The sequence below is a fragment of the Nguyenibacter sp. L1 genome (assembly GCF_035199985.1).
GTDB lineage: Bacteria > Pseudomonadota > Alphaproteobacteria > Acetobacterales > Acetobacteraceae > Gluconacetobacter > Gluconacetobacter vanlangensis.
In genome coordinates this window covers 3,934,758-3,947,638 of sequence record NZ_CP127015.1, presented here as the reverse complement: position 1 = coordinate 3,947,638, position 12,881 = coordinate 3,934,758, and the positions used below count along the sequence as shown (strand labels likewise).

General features: G+C 71.1%; 9 protein-coding genes. 8 read left to right on the top strand and 1 reads right to left on the bottom strand.

Annotation, left to right across the window (positions count from 1 at the left end):
- Position 1: 1 nt before the first annotated feature.
- On the top strand, positions 2-1,150 hold the full coding sequence (locus QN315_RS17850; RefSeq protein WP_323990757.1) for a P1 family peptidase: 1,149 nt from the start codon (positions 2-4) through the stop codon (positions 1,148-1,150).
- Positions 1,151-1,171: 21 nt separating this feature from the next.
- Here QN315_RS17850 and QN315_RS17845 read toward each other — a convergent pair whose 3' ends face one another.
- Entirely contained in the window at positions 1,172-2,491 is a 1,320-nt protein-coding gene (locus QN315_RS17845; RefSeq protein WP_323990756.1) for a cation:proton antiporter, read from the bottom strand.
- A 103-nt stretch (positions 2,492-2,594) separates the two neighbouring features.
- Between QN315_RS17845 and yghU the strand changes: the two genes are divergently transcribed.
- From yghU to QN315_RS17810, 7 genes are all read left to right on the top strand, one after another.
- Positions 2,595-3,458 (top strand): glutathione-dependent disulfide-bond oxidoreductase, encoded by an 864-nt coding sequence (yghU, locus tag QN315_RS17840; RefSeq protein ID WP_323990755.1) that lies wholly within the window; start codon positions 2,595-2,597, stop codon positions 3,456-3,458.
- Positions 3,459-3,552: 94 nt separating this feature from the next.
- Positions 3,553-5,109: an amino acid permease gene (locus QN315_RS17835; RefSeq protein WP_323990754.1), complete on the top strand. Its 1,557-nt coding sequence runs from the start codon at positions 3,553-3,555 to the stop codon at positions 5,107-5,109.
- On the top strand, positions 5,106-6,092 hold the full coding sequence (locus tag QN315_RS17830; protein WP_323990753.1) for a universal stress protein: 987 nt from the start codon (positions 5,106-5,108) through the stop codon (positions 6,090-6,092). The genes QN315_RS17835 and QN315_RS17830 overlap by 4 nt, the downstream gene beginning before the upstream one ends.
- A 109-nt stretch (positions 6,093-6,201) precedes the next feature.
- On the top strand, positions 6,202-8,940 hold the full coding sequence (gene cphA, locus QN315_RS17825; RefSeq protein WP_323990752.1) for a cyanophycin synthetase: 2,739 nt from the start codon (positions 6,202-6,204) through the stop codon (positions 8,938-8,940).
- A 9-nt stretch (positions 8,941-8,949) separates the two neighbouring features.
- Positions 8,950-11,196, top strand: coding sequence for a cyanophycinase (locus QN315_RS17820; RefSeq protein ID WP_323990751.1), 2,247 nt, complete (start codon positions 8,950-8,952; stop codon positions 11,194-11,196).
- Between the two features lie 49 nt (positions 11,197-11,245).
- A complete protein-coding gene (locus QN315_RS17815; RefSeq protein ID WP_323990750.1) occupies positions 11,246-11,677 on the top strand; it encodes a type II toxin-antitoxin system VapC family toxin in 432 nt (143 codons plus the stop codon).
- 11 nt (positions 11,678-11,688) lie between these two features.
- Positions 11,689-12,867: a succinylglutamate desuccinylase/aspartoacylase family protein gene (locus QN315_RS17810; protein ID WP_323990749.1), complete on the top strand. Its 1,179-nt coding sequence runs from the start codon at positions 11,689-11,691 to the stop codon at positions 12,865-12,867.
- Positions 12,868-12,881: the final 14 nt, after the last annotated feature.

Below are 12,881 nucleotides of genomic sequence, written 5' to 3'. Positions count from 1 at the left end.
CATGCCCCACCCGCTCGACCGCCGTACATTCCTCCAGGCCGCCTTCGGCGCGACCGGCGCGCTCGGCGCCGCGCTGGCCCTGCCGCCGTGCGCTTGCGCCGGCACCTTCGGCGCGCCGGGCCCGCGCAACCTGATCACCGACGTCGCCGGCCTGCGCGTCGGCCAGGCCGACGATCCGCGCGTGCGCACCGGGGTCACGGTCATCCTGCCCGACGGACGGGCCGACGCCGCGGTCGACGTGCGCGGCGGCGGCCCCGGCACGCGTGAAACCGACGCCCTGTCGGGCTGGAACCTGGTGCGCTCGGTCGATGCGGTGGTGCTGTCGGGCGGCTCGGTCTACGGGCTGGGCAGCGCCGACGGCGTCGCCGCGTGGCTCGGCGCGCACGGGCGCGGCTTCGCCCTGGCGCCGCAGCCCGGCGTGCCGCCCTCGCCCATCGTGCCGACCGCCATCCTGTTCGACCTGGCCAATGGCGGCGACAAGAACTGGGGCGAGGACCCACCCTATCGCGCCCTGGCCCGCCGCGCCGTCGCCACCGCCGCCCTCTCCTTCGGGCTCGGCACCGCGGGCGCCGGGTTCGGCGCCGCGGCCGGCGCGCTCAAGGGCGGGATCGGCTCGGCCTCCTACGTCACCCATGACGGCATGACGGTGGGCGCCATCGTCGCATGCAATGCGCTGGGTTCGGTCGTCGCCCCCGGCGGCCGCCGCTTCTGGGCCGGCGCCTACGAAATCGGCCGCGAATTCGGTGGGCTCGGCCCGCCCGACCATCGCGCGACCGGCGAGGATTGGGGCCTGGCCAAGCTCAACCCCGAGCCGCGCGCCAACACCACGGTCGCCTGCGTCGCCACCGACGTGGCGCTGGACCCGGACGAGCTGAAACGCGTCGCCATGATGGCCCAGGACGGGCTGGCCCGCGCCATCCGCCCGGTCCATTCCCCCTTCGACGGCGACGTCGTCTTCGCCCTCTCCACCGCCCGCCGCCCCGCACCCGTCGCGGGGCCCGCCACCAACCCACTCGCCCGCCCCCTCATCGTCGCCCGCCTCGGCGCGCTCGCCGCCGACACGCTGGCCCGGGCGATCGCGCGCGGCGTCTACGCCGCCACCGTCCCGCCCGGCATGGCGATCCGCAGTTGGTCGATGCTGCCGGGATAATCCGTTGTGCCCCCGGCCGGCTCACCCTCCGGCCGGCATCCTCATGGCCGGCGCGCCATAGAACCGGCGCACCACCCGCTCGATCGTCAGCCCCTGCACCACGATGGTAAAGATCACGATCCCGTAGCAGACGGGCGCCAGCACGTGCTTCATCGGCCCCTCGGGCAGGTCCAGCGCCAGCGACACCGAAATCCCGCCGCGCAGCCCACCCCAGGTCAGCACCGCCAGCGCGCGCCGCCGCTCCGCCGGGTCCAGCCGCACCGGCAGCAGCGCCAGGGCGACGCTCAGCCCCCGCGCCAGCACCGACAGCGGAATCCCCGCCAGCAGCGCGGCCAGCGCCGCCTGGCGCGGCAGCGCCACCAGCACCTCGAAACCGATCAGCAGAAACAGCAGCGCATTCAAGATCTCGTCGACCAGGTTCCAGAACGTCACCAGCATCGCCCGACCCGCCGGTCCCACGGCCCGGCGCGCGGCAGAGCTGCCCAGCCACAGCCCCGCCACCACCACCGCGATCGGCCCCGACAGGCCCAGCGCGTTCGCCAGGCTGAACGTCCCCGTCGCCAGGCTCAGCGACACCAGCAGTTCCAGGTGCGCGTCCTCCACCAGCAGCGCGCAGCGCAGCGCCACCCACCCCGACACGAACCCCAGCACCCCGCCGCCGACCGCCTCGATGCCGAAGGCCCGGGCGGCCTCCCACAGGCCGAACCCGCCCGCACCCACCTGCGCCACTCCCGCCTGGGTCGCCCCCGTCTGGGTCGCCCCCGTCTGTGTCGCCAGCATCATCGCCACGCCGAAGACGACCACCCCCACCCCGTCATTGAACAGGCTTTCCCCGGCGAACACCGCCTGCATCGGCCCGGGCAGGCCCAGCCGCCGCAGCATGCCGACGACCGAAACCGGGTCGGTGGGCGCCAGGATCGCCCCCAGCACGACGCACCACAGGGGCGACACCTTCAGCCCCAGCAGCAGGAACACCCCGTACATCGCCCCGCCGAACAGCCCCACCGCCAGCAGCGTGCCCAGCAGCGCCAGAAACAGCACCGCGCCCATGCGCGCCATCAACTGGTCCAGATCGACCTGCAGCGCCCCCGCGAACAGCAGAAAGGACAGCGCCCCCTCCAGCAGATTGCCCGGCAGGTCCGCCTGCCGCAGCACCGCGCGCGGCAGGGCCTGCAAATCATGCCCCGGCGTCAGCGCATCCACCCCCATCAGCACGAAGGACACGAACAGCGCGATCACCAGGATGCCGATCGTCGTCGGCAGCCGCAGCGTCCGCCGGTTGACGATCCCGAACAGCGACGACAGGCACAGCAGCAGGGCGAACAGGCCAAGCGACGTCACGTATCTTCCTCCCTCTCAGGCGCCGTCTGGATCGCACGCCGCGTCGGACATACTCTCATCGCCGAGCCATTTTGCAGCCATCTCAAATCCGGGAATATCCGAAATGTCCGATTCCTCCGACTACACGCCGCCCAAGATCTGGACCTGGAACCGGCAGGCCGGCGGACTGAACCGCCCCATCGCCGGCGCGACCCACGACCAGGAACTGCCGGTCGGCCGCCATCCGCTGCAGCTCTACTCGCTGGCCACGCCGAACGGGCAGAAGGTCACGATCCTGCTCGAGGAATTGCTGGCCGCCGGCCATGACGGCGCGGAATATGACGCCTGGCCGATCCGCATCGGCCAGGGCGACCAGTTCGGCAGCGGATTCGTGGACATCAATCCCAATTCCAAGATCCCGGCGCTGCTCGACCGCTCGGGGCCAGAGCCGGTGCGCGTCTTCGAATCCGGATCGATCCTGCTCTACCTGGCCGAAAAATTCGGCGCCTTCCTGCCGGCCGACCCGGCGGCGCGCGCCGAATGCCTGTCCTGGCTGTTCTGGCAGATGGGCAGCGCCCCCTCCCTCGGCGGCGGGTTCGGCCATTTCTACGCCTTCGCGCCCATCAAGATCCAATATGCGATCGACCGTTTCGCGATGGAGACCAAGCGCCTGCTCGACGTGCTCGACCGCCGGCTCGCGGCCAGCGCCTATCTCGCCGGCAGCGAGTACACGATCGCCGACATCGCCGCCTTCCCCTGGTATGGCGGGCTGGTCAAGGGCTGGCTCTATGGCGCGGCCGACTTCCTGTCGGTCCAGGACTATCGGCACGTGCTGCGCTGGGCCGACACGATCCTGGCGCGCCCCGCCGTCCAGCGCGGGCGGATGGTCAACCGCCTCAGCGGCGATCCCTCCACCCAGTTGCACGAACGTCACGACGCCGCCGATTTCGACACCAGGACGCAGGACAAGCTGAACGCCCCGTCATAGGAACAGCCTCACGCCGGGCGACTTGCCGAGGGGCGCGGCTTTTGTAACACTACCGCAACCGACCAGCCGCCCACTCCGGAGTAGCCCGCCCCGCATGGATGTCCGCCCCGATCATCGCCCGGATCTTCATCGCCTGGACCTTCATCGCCCGGCCCATCATCATCATCGCCTTGCCCACCGCCTGACCCGCCGCAAACCGGTCGAAACCCTGCTGGCGGACAGCAGCGATCACGGCGGCAACCGGGGCGGCAATCAGGGCGATGGACGGCTGGGGCGCTCCATCACCCTCTTCCAGCTCACCCTGTTCGGCGTCGGCGCGACCATCGGCACCGGCATCTTCTTCGTCCTCTCCGAGGAAGTGCCCGTGGCGGGGCCGGCCGTGCTGGTCGCCTTCCTGATCGCCGGCCTGGCGGCGGGTCTCACGGCCATGTGCTACGCGGAAATGAGTTCGATGATCCCGGTCTCGGGCTCGTCCTACTCCTACGCCTACGCGACGCTGGGCGAAGGGGCGGCCTTCTTCGTCGCCGCGTCGCTGGCGCTGGAATACGGCGTGTCCGCCGCCGCCGTGGCCATCGGCTGGAGCGAATATCTCCGCAACCTCCTGTTCAACGTCACGGGGCTCAGCCTGCCCGAATGGATGCTCTCGGCGCCGCTGGTCGCGGACGCGACCGGCGTGCATCCCGGCGGGCGGGGCCTGATGAACCTGCCCGCCGCGATCCTGGTCTTCCTGTGCGCGCTGCTGCTGGCGCGCGGGGCGCGGGAATCGGCGCGGGCGAACGCGATCATGGTGATGGTCAAGCTCGGCGTGCTGGCCCTGTTCATCGCGCTCGCCGCGACGGTTTTCCATTCCGGCAATCTCGCCCCCTTCGCGCCCCACGGCTTCGCCGGGGTCAGCATGGCCGCGGGGGCGATCTTCTTCACCTTCGTCGGGCTGGACGCGATCTCGACGGCGGGCGAGGAAGTCGAAAACCCGCGCCGCAACCTCCCGCTCGCCATCGTGCTCGCCCTCGCCGTGGTGACGTGCTTCTACGTGCTGGTCACCCTCACCGCGCTCGGCGCGCAGGACCAGACGCGCTTCGCCGGGCAGGAAGCCGGCCTCGCCGTCATCCTGCAGACCATCACCGGCGCGACATGGCCCGCGGTCATCCTGTCCGCCGGGGCGGTGGTGTCGGTCTTCTCGGTCACGCTGATCGTGCTGTACGGCCAGACGCGCATCCTGTTCGCCGTCTCGCGTGACGGCCTGCTGCCGCCGATCTTCCACCGCGTGAACCCCCAGACCATGACGCCCACCGCCAACACCTTCATCGTGGCGGCGCTGGTGGCGCTGGCGGCGGCCCTCCTACCGGCCGACATGCTGTGGCACCTCACCAGCATGGGCACGCTGGTGGCGTTCACCGTGGTGTCGGCGGGCGTCATCCTGCTGCGCTACCGGCGGCCGGACATGCCGCGCGGCTTTCACGTCCCGTTCTTTCCGTACCTGCCGATCCTCAGCATCCTGTGCTGCCTGTATCTGATCGCCAATCTCTCGGCGATCGTGCTGATGCTCACCCTGGCCTGGGGCGTGGTCGCCGCCATCTTCTACTTCACCTATTCGGCGCGGCATTCCCTTCTGGAACGGGCCCTTCCGGAGCGGAGTCCGGATACGCCATGACGCCGCCGCCGCCGCCGCCGCTCATCATCGGGGTCTCGGCCGGCGACGGCGCCCGGGCGGCGCTCGCGCTCGGCACGCTGGCCAGCCGCGCCGCGGGCGGCACGGCCATCGTCACCCATGTCGTGCCCGAAACCTGGGACCATCCGTCCCCCGCGCGGGTGGATGCCGAATACGCGGCCTTCCTGCGGGAAAAGGCGCAGATCGCCCTGGACCGGGCCCGGACCATGGCGCCCGCCGCGACGGGCCTCCGCTTCGCGGCGCGCGCCGCCGCCAGCCCCCAGGCCGGGCTCGCGGCCCTGGCCCGAGCCGAGCACGCCTGGGCCATCGTGATCGGACCGGCCGCCGGGGCACCGGACGGACATGTCGCCGAAGGCCCGGTCGCCTCCGCCCTGATCGACTCCGCCCCCTGCCCCGTCTTCCTGGCCCCGGCAGGCTACGGGGCAGGCTACATGGCCCCCGCCACGGCCCCCACCACGGCACCGATACCCCGCGTGACATGCTGCATCTCGGGCTCCGCGCGCTCCGCCGCCACCGCCCGCGCGGCGGCACGCCTGGCGGCCCGGCTGGGCGCGCCGATGCGCCTGCTGACCCTGGTGGCGGACAACCGGCAGACGACCGGCCCCATCGGTTCAAGTCTGGGCAGTTCCGGTCTGGGCGGTTCCGGTCCGGGCCCCAGCCTGGTCGGGTACGACGCCGAAAACATGGTCACCCGGCAATTCCGCGCGCAGGCCGAAGCCGCGCATGCGGCGATCCGTGCCGCCTGGCCCGCCGATTGCGGCGTGGCGGCACCCGACAGCCTGATCGCCGAGGGCACGGACTGGGCGGCGTCCCTCGCCCGGCCCGACTGGCTGGCGGGCGAATTGCTGGTCGTGGGCCCGTGCCGCTCCGGGCCCGTCACACGGTTTTTCTTCGGGTCCGACGTCGGGACGATCGTGCGCGCCGCGCCGCTGCCCTGCGTCGTTCTCCCGCACGACCCTGCCTGACGGGGGGTCGCCCGGTGCCGGCCGCGGGGGGACCATGCGGCCGCAACAGAATGTTCATGTGCGGCATCGGCGTGTCGTGCATGATCGCCAGGGAAAGAATGGGGCTTCCATGAATATTGTCTCCACCTCGGTCTATGTCGGTCCCAACGTCTACGCGACGACGCCGCTCATCCGCCTGACCGTCGACGTCACGCCGTCCTACGCCACGGCGCTTCAGGCGCTCGGCCCCTCGCTGCTCGACCGGCTGAAGGCCGCCATGCCGGGCCTGCCGCTCCAGGGCGCCGCCGCCGATGCCTGGTCGGCGGCGCTCGCGGCCGCGCCGGCCCCGGCGCTGGGCGAGCTGGTCGCGGTACTCGCGCTGCACCTCCAGCACCTGGCGGCGCAGGACGGTGGACGCGCCATGGCGCGCGCGACCCGGGCGCCGGATGAGGTCGATGTTCTCTACAGCTACGAATCCGAGGATATCGGCCTGGAAGCCGGCGAGGTCGCCTGCGACATGCTGGTGGCGATCGCCCGCGCCGACGAAAAGGGCGAACCCGACCTGCAGGACGACATCGCGCGCTTCCTGCGCTATGCCGACCGCCGGTCGCTCGGCCCGTCGGCGATGGAGCTGGTGCGCTCGGCCAACGCGCGCGACATCCCCGTCTATCGCCTGAACGATGGCAGCCTGATCCAGGTCGGACAGGGCAAATACCAGCAGCGCATCGAGGCCGCGCTGACCAGCAAGACCTCCCATATCGCCGTCGAGATCGCGTCGGACAAGAATCTCAGCAATCGCCTGCTTGCCGATCTGGGCCTGCCGGTGCCCCGGCAGCGCGTGGTCTACGAACCGGACGCGGCCCTTTCGGCGGCCGAGCGGATCGGCTTCCCGGTCGTCGTCAAGCCCCTGGACGGCAATCACGGCCGCGGGGTCAGCGTCAACGTCACCGACGCGGCCGGGGTGGCCGCCGCGTTCGCCGCGGCCGAGCGCGAAGGGTCGGCGGTGGTCATCGAATCGATGATCGCGGGCGACGATCACCGCCTGCTGGTGGTCGGCGGCCAACTGGTCGCCGCCGCCCTGCGCGTGCCGGGCCATGTGGTGGGCGACGGCGCCCGCACGATCGCCGCCCTGGTCGAGGCGGAAAACCGCGACCCGCGCCGCGGCGTCGGGCACGAAAACCTGCTGACCCGGCTGGAACTGGACGAACAGGCGCTGCGCCTGCTGGCCGAACGCGACATGACGCCCGACAGCATTCCCGATGCCGGGCAGAAGATCTATCTGCGCAAGACCGCCAATCTCTCGACCGGCGGCACGGCGATCGACGTGACCGACGTGATCCACCCGGACAACAAGCTGATGGCCGAACGCGCCATCCGGGCGATCGGACTGGATATCGGCGCGGTCGATTTCCTGACCTCGGACATCACCAAAAGCTACCGCGAGACCGGCGGCGCGATCTGCGAGATCAATGCCGGGCCCGGACTGCGCATGCATATCGCCCCGTCCGAGGGCAGGCCGCGCGACGTGGGCGGCCGGATCATGGACATGCTCTTCCCGCCGGGGACGCAAAGCCGCGTGCCGATCGCCGCCCTCACCGGCACCAACGGCAAGACGACCTGCGCGCGCATGCTGGCGCATATCCTCAAGATGGCCGGGCACGTGGTCGGCCAGACCTCGACCGACGCGGTCTATATCGACGGCAACGTCACCATCAAGGGCGACATGACCGGCCCGGTCTCCGCCAAGATGGTGCTGCGCGACCCCACGGTCGACATCGCGGTGCTGGAAACCGCGCGCGGCGGCATCGTCCGCTCGGGGCTGGGCTATAGTTTCTGCGACGTGGGCGCGGTGCTGAACGTGACGTCCGACCATCTGGGCCTGGGCGGCGTGCACACGCTCGAAGGACTGGCGGCGGTCAAGCAGGTCATCGCCCAGGTCACGCGCGACACGGTGGTGCTGAACGCCGACAACGAATACACGCTCAAGATGGCCGCCCAATCCCCCGCGAAACACATCATGTACGTCACCCGCAACCCCGACCACATGCTGGTGCGCGAGCATATCCGCCTGGGCAAGCGCGCCATCGTGCTGGAACAGGGCATCAATGGCGAGCAGATCGTCATCTACGACAACGGGCTGCACATCCCGCTGATGTGGACGCACCTGATCCCGGCGACGCTGGAAGGCAAGGCACTGCACAACGTCGAGAACGCGATGTTCGCGGCCGCCATGGCCTATGCGCTGGGCAAGACGCTGGACCAGATCCGCACCGGGCTGCGCACGTTCGACAACACGTTCTTCCAGTCGCCGGGCCGGATGAACGTCTATGACGAGCACGGCTTCCGCGTGATCCTCGATTACGGACACAACGAGGCCGCGGTGGCGGCGATGACCGAACTGGTCGAGCGTCTCAAGCCGCGCGGCCGCCGCATCGTCTGCGTCACCTGCCCCGCCGACCGGCGTGACGAGGACGTGGCGGCGATCGCGGCCCGGGTGGCCGGGCATTTCGACGTCTATATCTGCCATCGCGACGACACGCCGCGCGGCCGCGCGATGGACGAGATGCCCCGCATCATGCAGGCCGCGCTGCGCGACGCCGGCGTCGCCGAGGACGCCATCCGCATCATCGAGGAAGAGGAACAATCCCTCCAGGCGGCGCTCGATATGGCGCGCCCCGACGACCTCGTCCTGTTCTTCTGCGAGAACATCACCCGCTCCTGGAAGCAGATCATCCATTTCCGCCCCGCCTTCGACGGCGCGCCCGCGCCCGACGCGGCGGCGCGGATCATGGACGGCGCCTTCGACCTGCCCGCGGGCTTCAGGGTGGTGACCGATTCGCGCGGCGTGCTGATCGCTCCGGACGCCTGACCGCCACCCATGTCCATCTCCCAGCCTCCCGCCGGACCGGCGGGCAACCGCCCGAAGCTCGCCGTCATCGGCGGCCGTCTCGAAGACGACAATGATGCCGTCTATCGCGAGATGCACCGTCTCTCGGGCGGACGCATCGTCGTATTCCCCACCGCCTCGTCCGAACCCGACGCCGTCGGGGCCGAAACGGTCGCCGCCTTTCGCGCGCATGGCTTCGATGCCGCCCTCGCCCCCGTCCACGGCCCCGGCGCGGCGCGGGCCGCGCACGACCCGGCGCTCGCCGCCCTGGTCGGCGCTTACGGCAGCGTCTTCTTCACCGGCGGCAACCAGGCCTTCATCACCGCCGCCCTGGCCCCCCAAGGGCGGGCGACGCCCCTTCTCGACGCCATCCGCACGGCCCATGCGGCCGGCGGCCTCGTCGCCGGCTCCAGCGCGGGCGCCGCGATGATGTCCGACATCATGATCGAGGGCGGTACCTCGCTCGAGGCCACGACCTTCGGCGTGGTCACCAACCCCGACCGCCCGGGCCTGCTGCTCGGGCGCGGGCTCGGCTTCTTTCCCTGGGGCATCGTCGACCAGCATTTCCTCAAGCGCGGGCGGTTCGGACGCCTGGTGATGGCGATGGCCGAGACCGGCACCCCGCGCGGCTACGGCATCGACGAAAACACCGCGTTGTTCGTCGACGGCACGCAGGGCCGGGTCATCGGCGAATATGGCGCCGTCATCGTGGACATGGCCGGCGCCGCCTATGACCGCCAGGGCCGCACGATCGACGGCATCGCCTTTTCCTATCTCGATGACGGCGACAGTTTCGACCTGCCGGATCACCGCGTGACGCCGGACATGCACAAGCGCCCCGTCCTGGCGTCCGAAATCGCCTATCGCGCCCCCGCGCGCTCGCCGCGCAACGTGTTCGGCGCCTATACGCTCTACGACCTGCTGGCGCGCCTGGTGCTGGGCGACAGCACGGCCTACGCCGCCGATCGCGCCCGGGCGATCGAACCCAAGGCCGGGATCGCCACCACGGTCGAACTCGGCCGCGTGCCGGACCGATCGCGCGGACTGATCGCGCTGCGCGACGACATGCTGCGCATGACCGCACTCGATTTCCGCGCCGCCGTCGCGGCGCGCAAGCTCGACGCCGCGCAGCTCGCGGCCAGCCGGCGCGCCGCCCTGGCCCGCGATTACGGAATCGCCCCCGGCGACGATGCGCGCCTGGTGCTGCTCGGCTCCTCGCCGCTGCGCTGCAACGCCCTGATGCGCGACCTGGCGCGGGACTGCATGCGGGATCATACGGGCCCGGTCGGCATCATCGCGGCCGCCTCGTCCGAACCACGCAACGAGGCCCAGTCCTGGCTGCGCGCCTTCCGCCGCCACGGGGTGGAGGCCATCGATCTCGGCCTGACCATCGACAATGTCGAACTGGCCGACCCGGCGCTGGTCGAACGCATCGCCGGGCTGCGCGCCATCGTGCTGGCCGGCGGCAACCAGATCCGCCTGGTCGAGACGCTGCTGCATCGCGGCGAGGTCACGCCGGTCCTGCTGGCGATCGCCCGCGCCTATGCGGCGGGGGCCACGATCGTGGCTGTGGCGGGCGCGGCCTCGGCCCTGTCGGGCTCGATGATCGCCGGCGGCTCGTCCTACGAGGCCCTGCGCTTCGGCGTGGCCTCCGACATGGGGCGGCGCGGCATCGTGATCCAGGAGGGGCTGGGCCTGTTCGGCTCGGCCATCGTGGACCAGAACCTCACCGCCGCCCGCCGGCTGGCCCGGCTGGTCGTGGCCTGCGCCGAGGAAGGCGTGCGCTACGGCCTGGGCCTGTGCGAGGAAAGCGGCGTGGTGGCCGGCCACGACAACGCGCACCTGACCGTCATCGGCCGGCACGGCGCGGTGCTGGTGGATATCGACCTGCTGCGCACCGCCCTCCAGGGCGACGATTTCCGGACGGAAGGCACGAAACTCCACATGGCGCTGCCCGGCGACGTCATCGACCTCGATACCGGCACCGTAACGCGCGCCGCCCCCCGAACCGGCATGCCGAACGCCGACCCGCTAAACGCCGATAATACGCCAGACGCCGCTATGCCGGACGCCGACACGCGGCTCGCACAGCTCGTCGGCGACCTGCTCGAGGACTGCGCCAGCCGGCGCGGCGCCGGCGGTCCCCCGCATGACGGGCCGATCGCGCTGCGCTTCACCGCGACGGGCAACGGCAGCGGCCTCCTCGACATCGAAAGCATCCGTGACCGGGACACCTGAACGGACCGGCGGAAGAAACGCACCACAGGAAGAGAAGAAAGGTTCAGCCATGTATTTCGATTCCCAGGCCCTGACCGCCCTGCTGTCCGACGAGGCCCTGGCCCGGAAGCTGGCCCCCGCGATCCAGGCGGACTGGAAACGCATGACCTCCCCGCTCGCGGTGGTCGAAACCGTGCTCGCCCTCGGCAAGCCCGACGAGCCCGGCAAGACCCATGCCGAGACGCAGGATGCCATCGCTTCGTTCCTGGACGCGCACGATATCGAACTGCGCGACATGCCGCCGGTCTCCAAGCTGGTCCCGCTCGCGGGCGAGGCCGCGGGCAACATGGCCGCGCCGGACGTCATGCACTGCCTGAACGCCGCCTGCGCCGCCTATTACGAGATGGAGATGTTCCGCATCGACGACGCCCTGGCCGCCCTCCCCGGCCTCCCCGGCCTCCAGAGTCGCGACACCACCGGCGACGTGGATTCCGAGGTCTGAAGGACGGACGCATGACATTCCCCGCCGACACCCCGCCTCCGGCGACAGGCGAGCCCTCGGCCGCCGCCACGCGGCAGCTTTATCCCCTGCCCCCCGACGCGGCGGGCCACGTCCACACCGTGACGGCCTTCCGCTACGGCACGCCGGGCGCCCGGCCCAAGGCGCATCTCCAGGCCGGGCTCCATGCCGATGAATTTCCCGGCATGCTGGCACTGTATTTCCTGCGCCGGCTGCTCGACGAAGCCGCCGCCCGCGGCCGGCTGCGCGGCGAGATCCTCATATTGCCGCAGGCCAACCCGATCGGCCTAACGCAATGGCGGCAGGGCTTCCTGCTCGGACGCGCCGAAACCGCGTCCGGCGGCAATTTCAACCGCGGCTATCCCGACCTGGCCGCTCTTGCGTCCAGGATTCTGGCGGGCCGCCTGGACGGCGACGCGGCGGCGAATGTCGCGCGCATCCGTGCCGCGATGGCCGAGGCACTGGCGGCGATGCGGCCGGCGACGGCGCTCGACGGACTGCGCCATCGCCTGCTCACCCTCGCACACGACGCCGACCTCGTGCTGGATCTGCATGCCGACAACCAGGCCCAGCGCCATATGTATGTCGGCACGCCGCTCTGGCCGCAGATGCGCGACATCGCCGCCGAAATCGACGCACGCGCGGTGCTGCTGGCCGACATCTCCGGCGGCAACCCGTTCGACGAGGCCTGCAGCCTCCCATGGCAGGACCTGGCGCGACGCTTCCCCGACGCCGCGATCCCCCCCGCCTGCGCCGCCGCGACGCTGGAACTGGGCAGCAACGACGATGTCGATCTCGGCATGGCCCAGGACCAGGCGGCCGCCCTCTACCGCATCCTCGAACGGCGCGGCCTGATCGACCGGCCGGACGCGCCCGCCCCCCTGCCCCGCCTGTCCTGCGACGCCACGCCGCTCGCGGCGATGCAGCAGGTCAAGGCCCCGATCGCGGGCCTCGTGGCCTACCGCGCCAGGCTGGGCGACCAGGTGCGGACCGGCGACGTGGTGGCCACCGTGATCGATCCGCTGGGACAGAGCATAGACGTGCTGGCCGCGACCGACGGCCTATTCTTCGCCCGCCACAGCCAGACCTGCGCCTGGCCCGGCAAGATCATCGGCAAGATCGCGGGAAAAATACCGCTCGCCGACCGCACGGGCCATCTCCTGACCGACTGACCCGCGCCATCCGC